Genomic DNA, 20,684 nt, shown 5'->3' on the forward strand with positions numbered 1-20,684 from the left:
ACGAACGGTCCGCCGCCGAGGCCCGCATCCAGCAGCTCGCCGAACGCGGCCTGCGCGTCCTGGTGGTGGCGCGGCGCGACTTCCCGCGCACCCCCGACGACGTGGCCGACGAGATCGAACAGCTGACCCTGCTCGGCTTCATCGGACTGGCCGACACCCCGCGCCCGCAAACCCGTGACCTGGTGCGGCAATTGGACCGCACCGGCATCAGCGTGCGCATGATCACCGGCGACCACCCGGTCACCGCCCGCGCCGTGGCCGCACAGCTCGGCATTCCCGCCGAGACCGTGGCCACCGGGGCCGACCTCGACCAGCTGGACGAGGATGCCCAGGCCGAACTCATCGACCGCGCCACCGTCTTCGCCCGCGTGAGCCCGGAACACAAGGTGCGCATCGTGACCGCGCTGCAGCGGCGCGACCATGTGGTGGCCATGACCGGGGACGGCAGCAATGACGCCGCCGCCATCCGCACCGCCGATATCGGCATCGGGCTCGCCGCCCGCGGCTCGGTCGCGGCCCGCGAGGCCGCCGACCTCATCATCACCGGCTCCGATGAGGTCCGCGACGACGAGCGATCAATCGACCTCACGGTCCTGCTCACCGCCCTGGTGGAGGGACGCGGCATGTGGCAGCGGGTCCGCGACGCCATCGGCGTGCTGGTCGGCGGCAATGCCGGTGAGGTGACCTTCACCATGCTGGGCACCCTGCTGTCCGGGCGTGCACCCATCGGCACCCGACAGTTCCTGCTGGTCAACCTGCTGACCGATCTCGGCCCGGCCATGGCGGTGGCACTCTCGGGCACCCGGACCGCCACCGACCGCCTGGAACCCGACGACGCCGGACACGAACTGCGCCAGCTGCCGAAACCCGAACTGGGCGGCGACTTCCTGCGCGCCGTCGCGGTGCGCGGCGCGTACACCACGGCGGGGGCGGGCGCGGCGTGGATACTGGGCCGCGCCACGGGTCGCCCGAAGCGCGCCGCCACCATGGCACTGGCCGCCCTGGTCACCACCCAGCTCGGCCAGACCCTCATGATCGGCCGGGACAGCCCGCTGGTCTGGGCCACGGCCGCGGGCAGCACCGCGCTGCTGGCCGCCATCATCATGACGCCCGGGGTGAACTACTTCTTCGGCTGCACCCCGCTGGGGCCGCTGGCGTGGACCATCGTCGCCGGATGCGCCGTGGCCGGAACCGTCGGCGCGGCGTACACGGGCCGCTCACTGCGCTGAGCGGCCCGCCCGGTCGGTCCGGTCAGTCCAGCACCACGAAGGCCGCCACCAGGAACGTCATGATCACCATGAGCGCGAACCAGGAGATCAGCTGCCAGTGCACCAGGGCCTGCCGCTGACTGCGCACGGTCAGCCGCAGGGTGGCGTCCACGCGGTCGTGGTCGGCGATGCGGCGCTGCGCGAGGGCCAGCTCGTCGGCGTGCTGCTGGGCGGACGACTCGGCGCGTTCCAGCCGGTGGGTGAGTTTGGACAGCAGCTTGGACCTGTCGCGGGCGGCCTTGCGGGACAGTGCCAGCGCGGTGCGCTGATTCATCAGCTCGCGGCGCTGGCGCGCGATGACCGCCGCCTGTGTGCGCGTGTGACGTTCCCAATCGGCCACCGTGGCCCACCCTCCCGTATGTTCGTCGCGGTAGCCGTAGGCCACCTCACCCGCGACCCAGTTCTCGATGAAATCCCGTATCTCCCAGGGCTTGTCACCCGGAGTCACCAATCCGCCCGGTCCGGGCGTCAGCTGTCCGCCGACCGCGCGGTAGTCGCAGTCCGCGGGCGCGAAGTCCGACAGTGCCAGGGCGGGCAGATGTGCGATCTGCCAGCCGGGCGGGCACAGCCACAGCACCTCGGTGCAGCCCGCCGCCTTCAACGCGGCGGTGCGGTGGCGAGCCCGGGTGAGGTCCGGCACGGCACCGCACACCTGGATCGCGCACACCCGATCCCCCTGCCGCCACAGCACATCCGGGTCCAGCGGGCCGACCGTGCCGTCCACATGGGCGGTCTCGGCCCCGGCGGCCAGCAGGCGGCCGCGCAGCCAGTACTTGAGCCGCTGTTCGTCCCAGCGGCAGTCGGCGCAGCCGGGGGTGCAGCACGCCTCCCCCGGACGATGGCCCCGCGCGTCGGCTTCCGTTCTTCGTGGTGCGACCGGTTCGGGGAGCACGGGGTCGGCCAAGACCACCGACCGCCCGTGCGGAACCTCTACTCGCCTCGTGCTCACACGATCACCGCCCCAAACCACTGCGCCGTGAGCCGCTTCCCATCGGTACGGAAAACCACCAGCCCACGCCGTCTACTTCCAGAGTGCCGCAGGCAGCAGGGGACCATGCATGACAGTGACCGCATTCGTTACCCAACCGCTAGGAGTACGTGATCATCGAAGGCCCGAAAAGTAGCACCCGGGGCCGATGCCCGACATCGCCTGCGCACAAATCCCTTTCGTGACACCCCCGGGGCGCGCGCCGCCGCGCCGCCCGCACCCGTGCTTCACTGGTCGGGTGAGCAGCAATCCCACCGTGACCGTCGAACTCGCCGCCCCCGCGGATGCCGCCGCGCTCGGCGAGGTCGCCGCCGTCACCTTCCCGCTGGCCTGCCCGCCGGATGCGGGTGCCGCCGATATCGCGGCCTTCATCGCCGACGTGCTGTCCCCGCGGCGGTTCACCGACTATCTCGCCGATCCGGCACGCACCGTCCTCAAGGCGGTCGCGGACGGCCGCATCATCGGCTACAGCCTGCTCGTCGCCGCCGAACCGACCGATCCGGATGTGGCGGCCGCGGTCAGCCTGCGGCCGGTGACCGAGCTGAGCAAGATGTACGTGCTGCCCGGCCACCACGGCAACGGTGTCGCCGCCGCCCTCATGGCCGCCTCCCTCGACCGGGCGCGCACCGCCGACAGCGCGGGTGTGTGGCTCGGAGTCAACCAGGAGAACCAGCGCGCCCAGAGCTTCTACGCCAAGCACGGCTTCCAGGTGGTCGGCACCAAAACCTTCCTGGTCGGCGCACAGCTGCACAGCGATTTCGTCTTGCAGCGGGCATTCTGACCGTTCCCACCGCCGCGTCAGCAGCGTCCCCGGAGTCGGACCCGTGCGGGTCCACAGCAGTGCGCCACCCGCGTCCGGCACGAGAGGGCGGCGGGACGGACCCCACTCCGACCAGGTCGGCACCCGGCCGTCCGGCAGTGTCGTCGCTGCGAGACGGTCGGCTTCGAGCGGCGGCGCGTCGCGGCCTTTTTCTGGTCAGGCAGCGACCGCCGGGGTGTGGACGGCACCGGAGCGCAGCTCGAGGTGACGGCCGGTGAAGCGGTGGCGCATGCGGCGGTCGTGGGTGACCAGGACAACCGCGCCCGGATAGTCCGTCAACGCCTGTTCCAGATCCTCCACCAGCTCCGGCGACAGGTGGTTGGTGGGTTCGTCCAGCAGCAGCAGGTCGGCGGGATCGGTGGCCAGCCGGGCCACTTCGATGCGGCGACGCTGGCCGTAGGAGAGTTCGCCGATGCGCAGTCGCAATTCCGATGGGCGGAAAAGCCCGAGGGACAGCAATGATTCGGCGTGCTCGTCGGGGTGGCCGGGCCGGTTCGCGGCGTAGGCGTCGAGCACCGTCATCCGGGGCGGCCAGGGCGATTCCCGCTGTCGCAGATGGCCGACTCGGGCGGGTACCGTGACCGTGCCCGCATCGGGACGATGTTCGGCGGCAAGCAGTTTCAGCAGTGTGGTCTTTCCCGCGCCATTGGGCCCGGTGATCAGCACCCGCTCGCCCGCCGCGATGCGCAGCTCGTCCACCCGGAGGCGGTCGGCCACGACCACCTCCGACAGCGTCGCGAGCGGACCGCCGTCCGCCGCACCGGCCGTCGCGAACGCGGCGGCGAAGCGCAGCGGGTCCGGTGGCGGGGCGAGCGGATCGGCGGTCAGCCGGGCCACCCGCTCCTTGGCATTGCGAATGCGGGACATGGCACCGTGCCCGCGCCCACGCGACCGGAACGGTCCGGCCGCGAAGACCGCGAGCGGCAACTTGCGCGGAATCGCCTCCAGCCGTGCGACATTCGAGTCGGCCAGGCGCTGATTCCGAGCCAGCTCCCGCTGCCACTGTTCGAATTCGCGCCGCTGACGGCGCCGGGCGGCCGCCACGGCCGCCAGGTAACCGTCGTAGCCGTCACCATGGCGGCGCACCGCGCCCGCGTACACCTCGAGCACGACCGAGGTAATGCGCTCCAGGAACACCCGGTCGTGGGTGACCGCGACGACGGTGCCGCGATGGTCGCGCAACCGCTGCTCCAGCCAGGCGATGGCGGCATCGTCCAGATCGTTGGTCGGCTCATCCAGTAGCAGCAGTTCCGGTGCGGCGGCGAGGGTTCCCGCTAGAGCGAGGCGGCGGCGCTCACCACCGGAGAGCGTTCCCAGCGGACGGTCGCGGTCCAGCTCCGGTAGACCGAGACCGTGCAGCGCGGCCGCCATCCGAGCGTCGGCCTGATAACCGCCGCGCGCCTCGAACCGGGCCACCAGGTCGGTGTACGCGTCGAGACGGCGGCCGAGCGGACCGGGCGCGACCATGGCTCGTTCGGCCGCGCGCATCTCGGCCTCCAGCTCCCGCAGCTCGGCCAGGGCCAGATCGATCGCATCGGCCACGGTCGCGCTGTCGGGCAGATCCAAGACCTGGGCGAGATATCCGACGCCGACCGGAAAATGCACGGTGATCTCGCCGTTGTCCGGCGATTCGCACCCGGCCAGCAGCCGCAGCAGCGTCGACTTGCCGCTGCCGTTGTCGCCGACCACGCCGACCTTCTCACCGGGCCGAATGGTGAGGCTCACCCGGTCGAGGATGACGCGCTCGTCGTAGCGCTTGGTGACCTCGGAGAGCGTGAGTTGGGCAGTACGCACAGGTATCCCCTGTTCTGGCCGCACGAACGGCCGGTTCGAAGTGATTCGCGTGGGATCGCCGCGGAGCGGAGCTCGACGCGGCCGTGTGATTACAGGAAGAGGAAACCCATGAGGCTCACCAAAATATAGCTGGGCCGAACGGCCGTCAACACGTATTTTCGCGAGCCCCGGGGCATTGACATGTTCATGATGTTCAGTGTTTACTGAACACACCGCACATGCAGAACCAAGTGTAGAGCGGCAACCAAGGAGTGAAGATGACCGTCCCCGCCATTCGCGTCGCCGGGCTGACCAAGCATTACGGCAAGCACGTCGCCCTCACCGATCTGACGCTCGATGTCGCGCCGGGCGAGGTGTTCGGGTTCCTCGGCCCCAACGGCGCGGGCAAATCCACCACCATCCGCATCCTGCTCGACCTGATCCGACCCACCGCCGGACACGTCGAGATCTTCGGCACCGACCCCCGCGCCGGTGGCGCGGAGCTGCGGCGGCGCATCGGCTACCTGCCCGGCGAACTCGCCTTGGAGGGCCGCAATACCGCGCGCGAGCTGCTGGCGTTCTTCGCCGATCAGCGCGGCACCGTGCCCGCGGGGCGGATCGAGGAGCTGGCCGGGCTGCTGGATCTGGACCTGTCCAAGCGGGTGGGCTCGATGAGCAAGGGCAACAAGCAGAAGGTCGGCATTGTCGCCGCCTTCATGCACTCCCCCGATCTGCTGATCCTCGACGAGCCCACCTCGGGACTGGATCCGCTGCTGCAGCAACGGTTTCTGGAACTGGTCGGCGAGGCCAAGCGCAACGGGCAGACGGTGTTCATGTCCTCGCACATCCTCAGCGAGGTGCAGCAGACCGCCGATCGCGCCGTCATCATGCGCGCAGGACAGCTGCTCGGCACCGAGAATGTGGAGGAGCTGCGCCGCCGCGCCCCGCGCAGCGTCGAAATGGTCTTCGCCGCCGATGTTTTCGCCGACGACTTCGAGCGACTGCCGGGGGTGCGCGACCTCGAGATCTCCGGCCGCAGCCTGCGCTGCACCACCGAGGGCGAGGTGGACGCGCTGTTCAAGACCGCCGCCAAGTATCCGCTGGTCAGCGTGCTGTCGACCGAACCCGACCTGGAGCAGATGTTCTTCAGCCTGTACGGCCGCTGAACCCTCCGCACACGTTCTCACGCAAAGGAATTCGATATGACTCGCTCGGTGTTCACCCAGACCATCACGGAACAGCGGCGCGGACTGATCGGCTGGTCGGTCGCGCTGTTCGCGGTGCCGATGATCTACGTCCCCTCCTACTCCACCTTCAAGGAGCAGGGCGCGCTCGACATCGAGGGCGGCGGCTTCTACGACGCCCTCGGCATGGGCGACTTCGGCACGGCCACCGGCTATCTGGAGTCGACCATGTTCGCGCTGATGGGGCCGCTGCTACTGCTCATCTTCGCGATCACCTTCGCGACCCGCACGGCCGCCCAGGAGGACAGCGGCACCCTGGACCTGCTGTTGGCCCAGCCCGTCGACCGCGCCAACCTGCTGCTGCAGCGGTGCGCGGCGTTCGCGGCGCAGACCGCCGTGGTGGTCACCGTGTTCGGCCTCGCGGTCCTGGCCGGGGCGGCAAGCGCCGACATGGGGATTCCGGCGGGCAACATCCTCGCCGCCGTCGCCGGACTCGGGCTGCTGACCCTGACGGTGGGCGCCATCACGCTGCTCGCCGGAGCCGCCACCGGCCACCGCGGGACCGCGCTCGCGGTCGCGGCGCTGGTCGCGGTGCTCGGATATCTCGCCAACAACCTGGGCGGGATGATCGACGGCGCGCAGTGGCTGCGCCGGCTGTCGCCCTTCTACTACGCGGGCGGTGATTCGCCGCTGGTGAACGGCTGGAACATCGGATATCTCGCGGTACTGGCGGTGCTCGTCGCCATCGCGGTGGGACTGTCGCTGGCCGCCTTCGATCGCCGCGACCTCGCGGTCTGAGCCTCCGAACGCGGGGCGGGTTCGGCGAACCCGCTCCGCACCGCCGTTTCCGACGAAAGGAATACTCGTCCCATGACCAGCGCAGCCGAATCGAATACCGCTCCCACCGACGCCCAATTGGCCTTCGTGGAGGATTTCGCGCTCGTCCTCGAGCGGATGGGGCTGGTCCGCATGGTCGGCCGCACCGTCGGGTGGCTGTTGGTCTGCGACCCGCCCGAGCAGACGTTCAATCAGATCGCCGAGGCGCTGCGGGCCTCCAAGGGGTCCATCTCCAGCTCACTCAAGACGCTCACCACCATGCGCTGGGTGGACAAGGCCGGCAAACCGGGCGACCGCCGCGACTACTACTCCGTGCGGCCGGGCATCCTGCCCGAACTCACGCGGCAGCAGGCCGGAATGTACGAGGGCCTGACCGCCACCACCTCACGCGGCCTCGCGCTCTTCGACGATCCGGACGGCAAGGACGCGGCCCGGGTGCGCGATATGCACGACTTCTTCGTGTGGATGAGCAAGGAGTGGCCCGCCCTGCTGGATCGCTGGGATGCCGAACACGGGGGCGGCACACGGTAATTCGGCTCCGAGCGAATCTCACGCCCCGCCGCTGAGCAGACCGACGATGGAGCGTACGAACTCGTCGAGTCGCTCCCTCGGATACTCGGCCGGTTCGCTCACCGCGAGACGGCCCAGCATTTCGGCGATGGTGAGCAGGGAGTTGGCGAGCAGTCCGGAATCGATTGTCGACCAGCGGGAGTCGAGCGCCGCACCCATGCGGATCAGCGCCTCCGCCTGATCGAAGATGCCCGTGCGCGAACTGCGCAGGGCCGCACGGTATTCCTCGGGCGCGCTTCCCGGGGAGGTGAGGATCAGCCGCCAGCGGGTCGGATCCTCCAGCACCACGCCGATGAAGGCAGCCACCGTGGAGGAGGCCGCCAGCACCGGATCGGCGCCGACCAGATCGGTGGGCAGGGTGTCGGCGACCTGTTCGAGGCCGCGTTCACGTTCCCGCTCCAGCAGTGCTTCCACCAGTTCGGCGCGGGTCTTGAAGACCGTGTATAGCACCGGTTTGGCCACGCCGGCCTGCTGCGCGACGGCCTCCATGCTGAGTTCGTGCAGTTCGGCTCGGCCGAGGACGGCGTAGGCGGCGTCGAGCAGTTGGGCGCGACGCTGTTCGGGAGGAAGGCGCGGCGCGTAGCGGCGGCGCGGGCGGTCGGTCCCGGTGCGGGATTTCGTCACGGCCAGCTCACCTCCATTCGACCATCGTGTCAGTCCCGGCCCGGAATGGGAAAACGATCGACGACGCAAATACTACGGCACCGTTGTATTTGCTCCTCACAATTGCTACGGTGGCGTTGTATTCGCCGTCCGGCGCAGCACGCACCGAGGGAGCAGCCCATGGCCTTCGATCCGACCACCCTCCGCAGGGACGACTACGGGTTCTTCGGCCCCGATTCGCTGAGCTGGAAGATCTGGACCGCTCCCACCGCGGTCATCGGCTTCCAGCGAGCGGTCGTCCTGGAACACTTCGATCCGTTCCTGACCGCAGCCGTAGCCGACGCCCGGGGCATCTACACCGATCCGCGCAGTCGGCTGGACAACACGTTCTCGTACTTCCTCATCGCGGCCATCGGGGACGGACGCACCGCCATCCAGGCATCCGAACATCTCATGCGGGTGCACGCGCCCATGACCGGCATCGAACCGATCAGCGGGCAGCGCTACAGCGCCAACAGCCCCGAAACCCAGCTGTGGATCCACATCACCGGCTGGCATTCGGTGCTCAAGGCCTACGAGGTCTACGGCCCCGGCCCGCTCACCCCCGAGGAGGACGAACGGTACTGGGCCGAATGCGCCATCGCCGCCGAACTCCAGACCTGCAAGCCGGAGGACGTCCCGCGCAACCGCGCCGAGGTGCGCGAGTACTACGCGCGGGTGCGCCCGCGGCTGTGCGTCTCCGAGGCCGCCGCCGAGGGCATGCGGCATCTGCTGTGGACATCCCGGAAGAACGGCGCGGGCATCACCTATGCGCTGGGCAGCAGGCTGCTGTCGCTCGCCTCCGCGCCCATCACCCCGCAGTGGATGCGCCGCCTCGGCGGATACGACTACCCGGTGCTGGTGGATCTGGCCGTCCGCCCCGCCGCGAAGATCCTGGTCTGGCTGTTCGCGCTGTTCAACTCGTTCGGCCTGATCAAGGCCGCCCCGCTCATCGCGCCGATGGCGGGACAGATCCTGGCCCAGCACGTGAAGTACGAACCGCCGACCACAGCGGAGACCATCACCCCGGCTCGTGCCCGGGAGCTGTACAGCTCGCGCGGAGATCGGATGCGCGCGGTGGCAGACGCCGGTTAGGCAGCAGTGACAGCCGCCGACCCGGGTTCCCGCGTCCGGGTACGGCACCGGGTATCAGGCGAGCGGTTTCGCTTGTCTCAGGCGAGCAGTTTCGCCTTCAGAGCCGCGATATCGGCATCGGTCAGCCGCAGGCCGTCGCGGACGTAGCCGTCGAAGCTACCGTAGCTCCGCTCGACCTGATCGAATGCCGCGTCCAGCGCCGCCGGGACCACGCCGTTGAGGGCATCGTTCTCCGCCGCCCCGCGATAGTGGTTCGACAGCAGGTAGTCGTAGGTGACGGTGTCGCGGTCCACGCCGAGGAGGGTGAGCAGCACCGCGGCGGTCCACCCGGTGCGGTCCTTGCCCGCGGTGCAGTGGAACAGCACCGAACCGTCGGCGTGGGCGATATCGCGCAAGACACTCGCGAAGCCCGCGTTCGCGCCGGGGGCGGTGATGAAGGCGCGGTAGAGATCCGCACCCGCCGACAGCGTGGAGACCAGCACCTGCGGCGGGGCCTGGCCGATGACGTCGTCGTGGTTCAGCGTCGCGCCGGCCGGCACCCGATCGGGGGCGGCGGCGCGCTCGAAGGAGGTGCGCAGGTCGTCGACGACGGTCAGGCCGCGGGCGGTGAGCGCGGCCTGATCGGCGTCGGTGGCCTTGCTCAGATCTCCGCTGCGGAACACCAGGCCGGTGCGCACGGTATGCCCGTCCATGGTGCGGTAGCCGCCCGCGTCACGGGCGTTGGCGACGCCCCGCAACCCAAGGGACCGATCGTCGGTGCTCACCACCACGGCGGTGGTCGCGGCGGACGGATCGGCCGCCGGGGGGGGGGGCGCCCCCCCCCCCGCCGGGGCGGCCGGCCGCCCCCGCGGGGGGGGGGGCCCCCCCCCGGGGGGGGCCCCCCCCCCCCCCCGCCGCGACCGCCGCACCCAGTCGCCACCGTCTCATCCCGGCCACACCGTACTCCTCGCAACGAACTTCTCCCCTCGGACGGGGGAACCCGGTGATCGTGGCGGAGACGGGTAGCCATCAGGTAGCGATGGAATGAACTCGCGGCCGTGCGGTCGGCCGCGAGGCGGTTCAGCCGGTATCGGTGGCGTCCGGATCGCGGCGCAGCAGACCGGCCCAGCCGCCGCCGAACCGCTGGCGCGGGGACCGGCTCAACGGGACCAGCACCAGTGTGAGCACTCCGACGACCAGACTGTTCACCGTTGCCGCGGAAGGGAAGTCGAGGATCCAGGGAGCCAGCAGCAGCCAACCCGCGGTGAGCAGATTGAGCCAGCGCATCCCCCGCAGAATGTCGTAGGCGGCCAGATAGCCGATCGCCGCGAGCACCGGCCCCGCGATGCGGTCGCTGGTCGCCGCCGGTGCGCCGTAGTCGAGGACGGCCGGCGAACTCATCAGCCAGATGCCGAGGGCGGCGACGCCGAACTGGGGAATCATGACGCCGCCTCCTGCTCTCGCTGCGCCAGCCCCCAGAACGCCCGCCACACCGACTCGCCGCGATCGTGCACCCGCCGCAGATACTGCAGGCTCGCCAGCACCTCGTCCATGGCGGGCGGGATCATCACCATGGAGATGACGGCCGAGGCCAGACACAATGTGCAGAACGCGCCGTAGAGCACCGGCTGCGCGATCACCAGCAGAATGCTGATGGTGCCCAGCGGGCCGACCGCGATCCCGAACACCACCACGATCCACGGCATGGTCCGCCAGCGGCGCACACCCCCGTACGCGCCGGAGACGGCGTCGGCCAGATAGGCGAGCGCGCCCAACGTCGCATCCGAGACGGGCAGCACGTACGACAGTTTCGAGTCCAGAATGACGCGGCTGCCGTCACCGAAGAACGGCTCCCACACGGTCGGCACCACGTCGTACTGGTAGAGCGCAAGATAGGTGGCGATGGCGCAGCCCACCAGCGCGATGCCCACGATCGGCAGTCGCTGCGACCAGGAGGAGGGGTTCCACCTCCAGCGCGGCGGGATGGCGTCGGACCGCCGCGCGGAGCCGTTCATCGCCGCACCGGCCGAGCGGTTGTCGCGGTGTCGAACGGCACTCCGAAGGTCACCTCGCCGCCGCGTTCGAAGACGAAGGTGAACGGCAGTGCCACCCCGGGCCGCAGGGCGCCCGCGACCGGGCGCACCACGACGGTGAACGGCTCGTCGGGTGCGGTCGCCGGATCCACCGATTCGATCGGCTGCCCCGCGGCGATCGCGGTACCGGCGTCGATGACCAACTCGTCGGGTTCGGCCTCGATCCGCACCTCCTCGGCGGCCGCCGAGGCTATCGCCAGCAGCCGGTCCGGAGGGCCGATGCCGGTGTGAATCGCGGTGAACGACAGGCTGACCGAACCGTAGTCGCCGATCCGATCACCCACGGACTCCGCCGCGAGATACACATTGCGCAACGCGATATCACCGGCCTCGGCATTGCTGCCGTTGACCGGGTTCTTGTCCATGCTGGTCTGCGAGAGCTGGCCCGCGCCGCACCCGGTGAGCAGTCCCGCCACCAGGATGAGCGCGAGGGTGAGCGCGGCCGCGGCCGTGACCGCCGGTCGTCTCGGCATACCGGCCCCCTTCAGAACTGTGGCGGCGGGTAGCGGGGTTCTACGCTCGCCTCCACCGGTACCAGGCGCTTGGTCTTGCCGATCCCGAGCAGGCCGCCGGAACCGATGCGCAGCAGCCGCACCCGCTGTTCGTCCATCTCAGCCTCCTTTCGGCCCGCCCGACAGCCCGCGAGCGGTTCGAGGTTGCTGTCATCGGCGAGATGCCCGATGGCGTCGCCATCAAACGCCGGGGCTCACGAGATAGCGGCGCAGGCGACCCGTTGTCCGGCATCGCCGGTGGACAGGGTTTCCGCATCCGGCACCTCGCCGCCGCCCGGCAGGGTGTAGCGGCTCGGGATATTGCCGAAGTTGTCCTCGCCCGCGTGGATCACCGCCGCGCGCCCGGCACCGTCGTTGCGCAGATCCGCCAGAGTGAACGCGGAAGTGGTGGTCACCAGCAGCCCGCGGCTGTCGGGGCGGACATGAACGGACGTCAGATCGCCGCTCGCGGGATGCCCGGAATGCCCGCCGACCTGCAGGTGGCCCCCGGCCGACAGGAACGCCCCGGGCTCGCCGCCTCCGGGCGGGGCGGAGTTCGGCTCGCACTCGCCGCGCTCGTGTATGTGGAAGCCGTGGAAGCCGGGATCCATGCCGTGTACCTCGGCGCGGATCTCCACCAGGCCGGGGCGTTCGATGAACGTCACCGTGCCCGCCGGGCGTCCTTCGGCATCGATGAAGCCGGCGGATATGACGTTCCCGCCGGGCGAGTGTCCAGGGTCTCCGGGAGTCTCCCCGATCACCGACGGTACCGTGCTGCCGGTCCACACCGAGGGCATCGTGCCCGTGGTGTCGCTGGGCTGCTGATCGGCCACGCATCCGGCGGTGAGGCCGACCGCGCAGCCCACCGCCAGCACGGCGGTGACCAGATGGGAGCGGGTGGCTCGTCGGAGCCGGTCGCGAGGCGTCGTTCTCCGGTGTGGCAGCGCCGTGCGGCGTGGCGACCGACCGGCGTGTGCGCGTGGCTGACTACGCGGCATGGGCTCACTCCTGTTTCTCGGATGCTGAGGGTGTCGTTCGGGTTGATCTCGTCTTCGGGGCCTCTGTCGGGCGGTTAACCACTGTGGCGGCGGTAATGCTCGGGTCGGCGCGATCATTCGGTTGAAGCCGGGTGCACCGGGTAGTCGCGGCATATCGAGAGCCGACGATTCGACACTGCGACGGAGGGATCTGGATGGCGTCGAACGGGGGTCGGGACGGGTCGCCCCGGGAGGCCGCGACCGGCTCGTCGGTGGCCGCGAGCCAGCCGTCGACCAATCTGCTGTTCCCGATTCCGCCGCCGCCCGAGGACACCCGGGTCGCCGCCCTGCTGCGCCGCGAAACCGTCGGCGGCGCACTGGTTCTCGCGGCGACGGTGCTCGCCCTGGCGTGGGCGAATTCGCCCTGGCAGGACGTCTACGCCACGGTCCGTGATTTCACCTTCGGGCCGCACGTCGCCCATCTGCACCTGTCGGTGGGGGAGTGGGCGGCCGGGGGGTTGTTGGCGATCTTCTTCTTCGTCGCCGGGCTCGAGCTCAAACAGGAGTTCGTGACCGGTGAGCTGAGCCGCTTCCGCAGGGCGATCCTGCCGGTGGCGGCCGCGCTGGGCGGCATGATCGTGCCCGCGCTGGTGTACGTGGCGATCATCGTGAGCACGGGGGTGGACGCGCTGCGCGGGTGGGCCATTCCGTCCGCGACCGATATCGCCTTCGCGGTCGCCGTTCTCGGCCTGATCAGCACCCATCTGCCGCCCTCGCTGCGCACCTTCCTGCTCACGCTGGCGGTCGTGGACGACCTCATCGCCATCACCATCATCGCCGTGTTCTACTCGGGGACGTTGACCCCCGCGTACTTCGGTGGTGCGCTGCTCGCCCTGCTCGCCTTCGCGTTCGTGGTGCGGCGCTGGCCGCGAAGGTGGTGGCTGCTGCTACCGCTGGCGATCGTGACCTGGGCGATGGTGCACGGTGCCGGGGTGCACGCCACCGTCGCGGGACTGCTGCTGGGCGCGGTGGTCCCGGTGCGCGGCGGCGATCGCGACCCCTATCCCGCGCAACGGCTCGAGGAACGCTGGCGACCGGTCGCGGCCGGACTGGCGGTCCCGGTGTTCGCCCTGTTCGCGGCCGGGGTGTCGGTCAGCGGGCTGCGCGGTCTCACCGAGGCGCTCACCGACCCGGTGGCGATCGGCATTGTCGCCGGTCTGGTGCTCGGCAAGTCCTTCGGCATCTTCGGGACGACCTTCGCCGCGGCCCGCTGGACCCGCGCGCGGCTGGACCCCGGACTGCGCTGGATCGACGTCTACGGCGCGGCCCTGTTGGCGGGCATCGGCTTCACCGTCTCCCTGCTCATCTCCGAACTCGCCTTCGGCCCCGGCAGCCCGCATGCCGAACACGCCAAGATCGGCGTCCTGTGCGGCTCCCTGACCGCCGCGGTCCTGGCCGCCGTCATCCTCCGCATCCGCAACCGCGCCTACCGGCGCGCCGAGCATGAGGAAGAGGCCGAACAAGAGAAACAGCACGAATGAACGACAACGACAACACCCGACCTCGGGGAGGAAGCGATGACCACGAAATTCGAGAAGACCACGGATCTTGTCACGGTGGCCGAGTTCGACAGCTACACCGCCGCCGAACGCGCCGTGAACAGCCTGTCGGAACTGGGGCGCGGGTAATACGGGGAGCCGGACAGCGTCGGGGCGCGATCACATCCGCTCCGGCGAGCATCACTCGTCGACCATCACCCGTTGCGGCGCGACGCAACGCCCGCATCAATCGGCCGGGGCTGGGTAACGCCGCCGTAGAGGTTCCCAAACTACGAGGAGGCGGCTATGCCGATGTCCTGCAACAAGATCGTTCGTACCACCGTGGCCGCCGGGTTCATCGCGGCCGGGGCGATGCTGGCGGCCTGCGGCGACGACGAAGAGCCCGGTGTCCAGGACACCACCACCATGACCACACCGGATCTCACCACCACGGCGACGGCCACGACCACTCCCGGCGGGGACGAGGACGTGGTGACGCCCGCCGCAGCCCAGCAACTCTGCGACATGATCGAGCCCGAACTCGACAACTGGCGCGACCAGGGCGCGACACTGGCCAAGGTCTCCTTCAACGGCACCGTGCAGAACTGGGCAGTCCGCAACGACGGGCTCAACGACGAGGTGATCGCCGATACCACCATCGTCGACGAGGCCACCACCAACACCTGCCCGGATATCCGCCAGCAGGCACTCGAGGTGCTCGAGGTGCAGAACCTGTCCGACGCACTGGTCGGTTTCGGTAGCTGATCGCCGCGAGTAGCAGCACCGACGGGGTGGTCGGCAGTCGCTACCCGCGTGCTGTCACGCGGGCGTTGGTGACTGTTCGCGGACGGCGGTGAGGGTGAACACGCCGGTGGCGGCCGCCACCACCGCCAACGCGGCCAATCCGAGCCCGTAGGAGCCCAGCGCCCCGTACACCGCGCCCATCACCAGCGGCGGCACGAAGCCGCCCAGACCGCCCGCGGCGCCGACCATTCCGGTGACCGATCCGACCCGTTCGGCCGGGGCGAGCAGGGCCACCAGTGCGAACACCGCGCCGCTGGCGGCGCCGAGCGCCGCGGCCATCGACAGGAACGCCGCGGTGGCCACCGGCATCAAGGCGGGCGTGGATGCCTGTACCGCGGCAGCGACGGTCACCACGGCCATGGCGGTGGCCAGCACTCGAATCGGCCCGAGATGGTCGGCCAGCCAGCCGCCGACCGGACGCATGGCCACCGCCAGCAGGACGAAACCGGCCATCCGCGCCGCCGCGTCCGCCTGTGTCAGCCCGTACGCGGTCTTCAGATAGGCCGGCAGGTACACGGAGAAGGCGACGTAGCCGCCGAACGTCACCGCGTACAACACCGCCGCCTGCCGGGTCACCGTCATGCGCGCGGTCGAGCTCAGCCGTCGGGTCAGCGGCTCGGTCGGGACGACCCGGCCGGGCGCATCACGAAGGATCAGCGCCGCCACGATCGCGTAGATCAGCAGTGCGGCCGCGGTGACCAGGAACGGTGTCGACACCGAACCCGCGTCGACCAGCGCGACGGTGGTCAACGCGCTGATCGCGGTGCCGCCCGTGCCCACACCGAACAGCCCGATCGCGAGCCCGCGCCGTCCGGGTGGGAACCAGGAGTTCACGAATGGCACGCCGACCGCGAAGGCAGTGCCGCCGATTCCGAGGAAGAACCCGCCCACCAGCAACGTGGCCAACGACTGATGGCCGATCAGCCCCACGAACAGCACCGGCATGATCGTGCACACCGACACCAGCGGGAACATCACCCGCCCACCGAAGCGATCGGTCAACGCACCGACCGGGATTCGCCCCAGCGATCCGACCACCACCGGCACCGCGACCAGTGCCGCTTGTGCGAACGAGCTCAAATCCAGCGCATCCTTGAACGACGGTCCCAACGGACTCAACAGCGCCCACGCCCAGAAGTTCAGCGCGAACCCGACCGTCGCCAGGGTGAGCATCAGGAGTCCCCGCGCCGACGTGGGCTCGGCCTTCTCGGTGGGCGGAACCGGTTCTGTCGCAGGTATTTCCAGGTTCTCTTCGGCTGTGCTCATCGCCACATCCCGCATCCGGTCGTGCCATCGGTGCCGTCCGTTTCGTCGGCCCCTCGAGCATCGGCCGCACCGCGTGGTCGTCAGCAGAGGCGGTGGGTTTCGACCCTGATGACCATCGTCCCTAGCCCACTGTCGATGGGTGTAACACCGCCTCAGCGGGGAGCGAGTTCGGTGAGGTAGCCGCGCAGGGCGCGTTTGGTCTCGCGGATCAGGGCCGTGCGTTCGGGTTCGGTCGCGGCGATGATGGCGGGCATGGTCGCCCGCACGATCTGCACCGCGATGAGCGCGCCGCGGCGGCGGTCCTCGATCGGCAGGTCGGGGTAGCGGACGGCGATGACCGATTCGGCGCGGCCGAGGACGGCCTGCTGGAGGGGTCTGGTGCCGGCGGCGAGGCTGGCGGGCATATCGGGGTTGGTGAACAGGGCCTTGGCGCCGGGATTGTCGAGGTTGAAGGCGATGAGCGGGTCCAATAGGTGATCGACGAGTTCGTCGAGGGGGAGGTCGGCGAGGTCGGCGCGATCGAAGGCGGAGGCGTGCGCGGCGCGGAAGGCGTCGACCAGCCGGGTCGAGAGGGCCTCCGCGATGGCCTCCTTGTTGGCGAAGAACTGGTAGAGCGAACCGGGGGAGACCCCGGCGCGGGTGGCGATGGCATTGGTCGAGGTCGCCTCGTAGCCGAGTTCGCCGAACAGTTCCAGTGCCGCGTCCAGGATGACGGACATGCGCTGCCTGCCGCGCTCCTGGCGGCGGACGGAACGGCCTTCGGGCACCACACCTCCTGTTGACAAATACGAGAGATCTCTCGTAATTTCAAAAACACGAGAGGTATCTCGTATTCGCCAAGGCTAGCAGACCGACGGAGTCCACCCATGCCTGTACTGCACCGACTCGGCACCCTTCTCGCCCACCGACCCCGGCCGGTGCTGGCCGCCGGGCTGCTGCTCACCATCGTGCTTGCGGTGATCGGCGCGGGCGCGATGGGTGCGATGATCCTGAACCGATGGGAGGCTCCCGGCACCGAATCGGTGCGTGCGCAGGAGCTCTTGCAGCGCGAATTCCACACGGGCAATGCCAATTTCATTCTGCTCGTGACGGCTGCCGCGGGCGGTGTGGACGATGCCGCCGTCGCCGACGCGGGGCGCGAACTCACCGCGGAACTAGGCGCCGACCCCGCGGTCGCCGATGCCTGGTCGTACTGGTCGCAGGACGGTGACCCGACCATGCGCAGCGCGGACGGGCGGCAGGCGGTGGTCCTCGCTCACGTCGCGGGCGACGCCACCGCCGCGCGGGCCGAGATCGTGGATCGGCTGCTGCCCGCGTACACCAGGGCCAACGATGTCGTGCGGGTTCAGGTCGCGGGCGCGGAGGCGGCATCGGGCCAGATCAGCGCCCAGGCCGCGCAGGACTTCCTGCGCGCCGAGATGATCATCCTGCCCGTGATGCTGCTGCTGTTGCTGCTGCTGTTCCGTCGTACCCGGCTCGCCCTGTGCACGCTGGGCGTCGGCGTGTTCTCGGTCGTCGCCACCCTCGCCGCGCTGCGCGGGGTCGCCGCCCTCACCGACGTCTCGACCTTCGCGGCGAATATCACGCTGGTGATGGGGATCGGCTTGGGCGTGGACTACAGCCTGTTCCTCATCACCCGGTTCCGCGAGGAACTCGGCAGGGGTGCAACGGTTTCCGATGCCGTCATCACCTCGGTGCGCACCGCCGGACGCACGGTGCTCTTCAGCGGCGCGACGGTCGCCGCGGCGCTGGCGGTGCTGCTGGTCTTCCCGTACTCGTTCCTGCGGTCGTTCGCGTACGCGGGTGTGCTGGTGGTGCTGATGGCCTGCCTCGGTGCGTTGGTGCTGCTGCCCGCGGCGCTGGCCGTGATCGGTCATCGCGCGCTGCCGCGTCGCCCCCGCGCCACCGCCGAGACCGAGCGCGGTTTCTGGTATCGCTTCGGCGATGCGGTCATGCGCTATCCGGTGCGATTCTCGATCGCCGGTCTGCTGCTGATCGCCGCCCTCGCCGCGCCCGCACTCGGTATGCGCATCGGTCTGCCCGACGATCGCGTGCTGCCGCCCAGCGCCTCGACCCGGCAGGCGTACGACGAACTACGCGCGGGCTTCACCGTCGAAGCCAATGACGCCATCCACTTCGTCGCACCGGACGGTCGGCAGGCTGGTGTGGACGGCATCGCCCGGTATGCCGCCGAGCTGTCCCGCGTCGACGGTGTGGCACAGGTGAATTCGGCCGCCGGCGTCTACGTGGACGGTCGTGAGGTGCGCGCCGCGCCGCATCCGGAACGGTTCCTCGGCGACAGCGGCGCGCGGCTGGAGGCGATTCCGCTGCGGGAGGTGCTCGCGGGCACCGACGTCCCCGGTTTCGTGGCGCAGCTGCGCGCGGTCCCCGCGCCGTTCGACACCGTGCTGGTCGGTGGCTACCCGGCCGAACTCACCGACTTCCGTGCGACGCTGACCGACCGCATCCCCCTGGTCGCGGTGCTCATCGCGGTGGTCACCTTCGTGCTGGTGTTCCTGATGTCGGGCAGTCTGTTGATTCCGCTGAAAGCCATTGTGCTGAACCTGCTCAGCCTGTCGGTCATGTTCGGCGCGCTGGTTGTCGTCTTCCAGAACGGCGCGCTCGCAACGCTTCTCGGCTTTACCCCGATCGGAACCCTGGACCCCGCCTTCCCCATCCTGCTGTTCTGCGTCGCCTACGGCCTATCCATGGACTACGAGGTCTTCCTGCTGTCCCGCATCGCCGAGCGCTACCGCGCCACCGGTGACAACCGCCGCGCCGTCCTGGAGGGCCTGCAACGCGCCGCCCCGCTCATCACCGCCGCCGCGGTCATCCTGGCCGTCTCCTTCTCGCTCTACGCCACCGGCCGCGTCATGTACCTCCAGATGCTCGGCATCGGCACGGCGGTGGCCATCATCGTCGACGCCACCATCATCCGCGCGATCCTGGTGCCGGCCTTCATGCGCCTGGCCGGTCGCGCCAACTGGTGGGCCCCCGCACCACTGCGAAAACTGGCCGCCCGCTTCGATTCCCACGCCGATGACGCGCCCGCGATGCCCGCGCGGGCAGCAGCCCAGCCGTCGATGCCGGTCGGATAGGCCGATGCGGGGCGCGGTCGGTCGTCCATCCAGGGCATCCCCAGCCCAGGCTGGGCGCGGCCCTGGTGGCCGGGCCTGGCGCCGCCGCACGATGGGGACGAAATCTGCTCGCGCACAGCGATTCCGAGCGATGCCCGGTCGATCACCAGTAGGAGAGCGATCACATGAGCGAGACCCAGAATCCAACCGACCCCTGGCCGGTGCTCCGCGAACGCGCACAGACCGGGCAACTCGAATTCGAACCGGACGCCGCGTACGAGGCCGCCGAACTGGCCTCGGCGGTGATCGGCGAACTGCGCGCGATCCGGCTGGTCGCCGAGCAGGTGGAGGAGAACGAGCCGGTCTCGAACCTGTCCTCCGGCTCCACCTTGGCTTCCAGATTCGCGATGAAGGGCAGCGAGTTGCACCGACTGCTCGGGAGCCATATCGGGATTCTCGAGGATATGGTCGACACGTTCGTCGCCGCCGGGCGCACCTACGCCATCGCCGAGGGCGAGAACGCCGACAGCTTCGATGATCTCTCGGTGCCGGAGCGCCCCACGGAACTGCCCGGAGGGCCGCCGGAGCGAACCGCGATCCCCGGACCGCTCGACAGCCGGTCCGAATACTCCGTCCCGGCCGATGGCACCGCACATGACATCACACCCCAGACGCAGCGGTTGCAGAACCACGACGCCTTCGACGTCACGACTGTCACGGTCGAGAGCGCCGCCAACAAGTCGTACGAATTCCTCTACGAACTCGGCCAGAGCATCGCCGATTCGTCATCGCCGCAGCGGACGGCGAACTGGTCCGGTATCTGGGAATGGATGGCGGATCAGCTGCGGGAGACGTTCCTCGAGTTCATCAACCGCATGGACTCGGTCACCGCCGACCAGTGGCGCGGTGCGGGTGGCGAGGCGGCGGTGGCGTCGGTGCACAACTACACGCGCAGTATGTCGACGCTGTGGGAGAGCATGCGCCTGATGGGCGACAATCTCGCGTATACGTCGGGGTGGCTGGAGGCGACCCGGGTCAGCATGCCGCAGGAAGCGGAGAACCCGGCCGGAACCATCGGACCCGGCGGGCTGGAGATGGTGGGCGTCGGTGTGGGCAATATGACGACCTACAGCTCGGATACGACCGTGGTGGACCCCACTCCGCAGTACCGGCGGAACATGTCCCAGACCTACGGCTCGGGATTGCCGTGGTCGATGCGTCGGCTGCCCACCTTGCCCGAACCCCAGGTGATGGTGGCGGGGATCGACATTCCGACGCAGCC

General features: G+C 69.7%; 21 protein-coding genes. 10 read left to right on the plus strand and 11 right to left on the minus strand.

Going from position 1 to position 20,684, the window contains the following annotated elements:
• Positions 1-1,229: cation-translocating P-type ATPase (locus QK444_RS12700; RefSeq protein ID WP_282779976.1), on the plus strand; the 1,229-nt coding region annotated here is incomplete at its 5' end.
• Positions 1,230-1,251: 22 nt separating this feature from the next.
• Here QK444_RS12700 and QK444_RS12705 read toward each other — a convergent pair.
• Entirely contained in the window at positions 1,252-2,217 is a 966-nt protein-coding gene (locus tag QK444_RS12705; protein WP_282779977.1) for a hypothetical protein, read from the minus strand.
• A gap of 277 nt (positions 2,218-2,494) precedes the next feature.
• Between QK444_RS12705 and QK444_RS12710 the strand changes: the two genes are divergently transcribed.
• Entirely contained in the window at positions 2,495-3,037 is a 543-nt protein-coding gene (locus tag QK444_RS12710; protein ID WP_282779979.1) for a GNAT family N-acetyltransferase, read from the plus strand.
• A gap of 195 nt (positions 3,038-3,232) precedes the next feature.
• On the opposite strand, the gene QK444_RS12715 is transcribed toward QK444_RS12710, so the two are convergent.
• A complete protein-coding gene (locus tag QK444_RS12715; protein ID WP_282779980.1) occupies positions 3,233-4,870 on the minus strand; it encodes a TlrC/CarA/OleB/SrmB family ABC-F type ribosomal protection protein in 1,638 nt (545 codons plus the stop codon).
• A gap of 257 nt (positions 4,871-5,127) precedes the next feature.
• Here QK444_RS12715 and QK444_RS12720 point away from each other — a divergent pair, with 257 nt between their 5' ends.
• The 3 genes from QK444_RS12720 (at position 5,128) to QK444_RS12730 (ending at position 7,401) form a co-directional block, all read left to right on the plus strand.
• Complete coding sequence (locus QK444_RS12720; RefSeq protein WP_039819198.1) at positions 5,128-6,015, plus strand: ABC transporter ATP-binding protein; 888 nt, start codon at positions 5,128-5,130, stop codon at positions 6,013-6,015.
• Positions 6,016-6,051: 36 nt separating this feature from the next.
• Positions 6,052-6,831: an ABC transporter permease subunit gene (locus tag QK444_RS12725; RefSeq protein WP_282779983.1), complete on the plus strand. Its 780-nt coding sequence runs from the start codon at positions 6,052-6,054 to the stop codon at positions 6,829-6,831.
• A gap of 72 nt (positions 6,832-6,903) precedes the next feature.
• Positions 6,904-7,401, plus strand: coding sequence for a MarR family transcriptional regulator (locus QK444_RS12730; protein WP_282779985.1), 498 nt, complete (start codon positions 6,904-6,906; stop codon positions 7,399-7,401).
• An 18-nt stretch (positions 7,402-7,419) separates the two neighbouring features.
• Here the strand turns inward: QK444_RS12730 and QK444_RS12735 are convergent, their stop codons facing one another.
• Positions 7,420-8,064, minus strand: coding sequence for a TetR/AcrR family transcriptional regulator (locus QK444_RS12735; protein WP_282779987.1), 645 nt, complete (start codon positions 8,062-8,064; stop codon positions 7,420-7,422).
• A 159-nt stretch (positions 8,065-8,223) separates the two neighbouring features.
• Between QK444_RS12735 and QK444_RS12740 the strand changes: the two genes are divergently transcribed.
• The gene (locus QK444_RS12740) at positions 8,224-9,177 is read left to right on the plus strand and encodes an oxygenase MpaB family protein (RefSeq protein WP_282779989.1); all 954 of its coding nucleotides are present in this window, start codon (positions 8,224-8,226) and stop codon (positions 9,175-9,177) included.
• 77 nt (positions 9,178-9,254) lie between these two features.
• On the opposite strand, the gene QK444_RS12745 is transcribed toward QK444_RS12740, so the two are convergent.
• The 6 genes from QK444_RS12745 to QK444_RS12770 form a co-directional block, all read right to left on the minus strand.
• The gene (locus QK444_RS12745; protein ID WP_282779990.1) at positions 9,255-9,941 is read right to left on the minus strand and encodes a tyrosine-protein phosphatase; all 687 of its coding nucleotides are present in this window, start codon (positions 9,939-9,941) and stop codon (positions 9,255-9,257) included.
• Positions 9,942-10,236: 295 nt separating this feature from the next.
• Entirely contained in the window at positions 10,237-10,599 is a 363-nt protein-coding gene (locus QK444_RS12750; protein WP_282779992.1) for an SPW repeat protein, read from the minus strand.
• Complete coding sequence (locus QK444_RS12755; protein WP_282779994.1) at positions 10,596-11,171, minus strand: vitamin K epoxide reductase family protein; 576 nt, start codon at positions 11,169-11,171, stop codon at positions 10,596-10,598. The genes QK444_RS12750 and QK444_RS12755 overlap by 4 nt, the downstream gene beginning before the upstream one ends.
• The gene (locus QK444_RS12760; protein WP_282779996.1) at positions 11,168-11,722 is read right to left on the minus strand and encodes a hypothetical protein; all 555 of its coding nucleotides are present in this window, start codon (positions 11,720-11,722) and stop codon (positions 11,168-11,170) included. Before QK444_RS12760 ends, QK444_RS12755 begins: the two co-directional genes overlap by 4 nt.
• 11 nt (positions 11,723-11,733) lie before the next feature.
• Positions 11,734-11,859, minus strand: coding sequence for a hypothetical protein (locus QK444_RS12765; protein WP_282779998.1), 126 nt, complete (start codon positions 11,857-11,859; stop codon positions 11,734-11,736).
• 96 nt (positions 11,860-11,955) lie between these two features.
• Positions 11,956-12,615 (minus strand): superoxide dismutase family protein, encoded by a 660-nt coding sequence (locus QK444_RS12770; RefSeq protein ID WP_282779999.1) that lies wholly within the window; start codon positions 12,613-12,615, stop codon positions 11,956-11,958.
• Between the two features lie 317 nt (positions 12,616-12,932).
• Between QK444_RS12770 and nhaA the strand changes: the two genes are divergently transcribed.
• Both nhaA and QK444_RS12780 read left to right on the plus strand, forming a co-directional pair.
• Positions 12,933-14,258 (plus strand): Na+/H+ antiporter NhaA, encoded by a 1,326-nt coding sequence (gene nhaA, locus QK444_RS12775; protein WP_282780001.1) that lies wholly within the window; start codon positions 12,933-12,935, stop codon positions 14,256-14,258.
• A 303-nt stretch (positions 14,259-14,561) separates the two neighbouring features.
• On the plus strand, positions 14,562-15,020 hold the full coding sequence (locus tag QK444_RS12780) for a hypothetical protein (RefSeq protein ID WP_282780003.1): 459 nt from the start codon (positions 14,562-14,564) through the stop codon (positions 15,018-15,020).
• Positions 15,021-15,074: 54 nt separating this feature from the next.
• Here the strand turns inward: QK444_RS12780 and QK444_RS12785 are convergent, their stop codons facing one another.
• Positions 15,075-16,325, minus strand: coding sequence for an MFS transporter (locus QK444_RS12785; RefSeq protein ID WP_282780005.1), 1,251 nt, complete (start codon positions 16,323-16,325; stop codon positions 15,075-15,077).
• A gap of 152 nt (positions 16,326-16,477) precedes the next feature.
• Complete coding sequence (locus QK444_RS12790) at positions 16,478-17,092, minus strand: TetR/AcrR family transcriptional regulator (protein WP_282780007.1); 615 nt, start codon at positions 17,090-17,092, stop codon at positions 16,478-16,480.
• Positions 17,093-17,191: 99 nt separating this feature from the next.
• On the opposite strand from QK444_RS12790, the gene QK444_RS12795 reads away from it, so the two are divergent.
• Both QK444_RS12795 and QK444_RS12800 read left to right on the plus strand, forming a co-directional pair.
• The gene (locus QK444_RS12795) at positions 17,192-19,423 is read left to right on the plus strand and encodes an MMPL family transporter (RefSeq protein ID WP_282780009.1); all 2,232 of its coding nucleotides are present in this window, start codon (positions 17,192-17,194) and stop codon (positions 19,421-19,423) included.
• Positions 19,424-19,587: 164 nt separating this feature from the next.
• Positions 19,588-20,684, plus strand: a 1,097-nt coding sequence (locus tag QK444_RS12800; protein ID WP_282780011.1) for a hypothetical protein, incomplete at its 3' end; no start/stop codon positions are given.

The organism is Nocardia sp. CC201C (assembly GCF_030010695.1).
Lineage (GTDB): Bacteria > Actinomycetota > Actinomycetes > Mycobacteriales > Mycobacteriaceae > Nocardia > Nocardia otitidiscaviarum.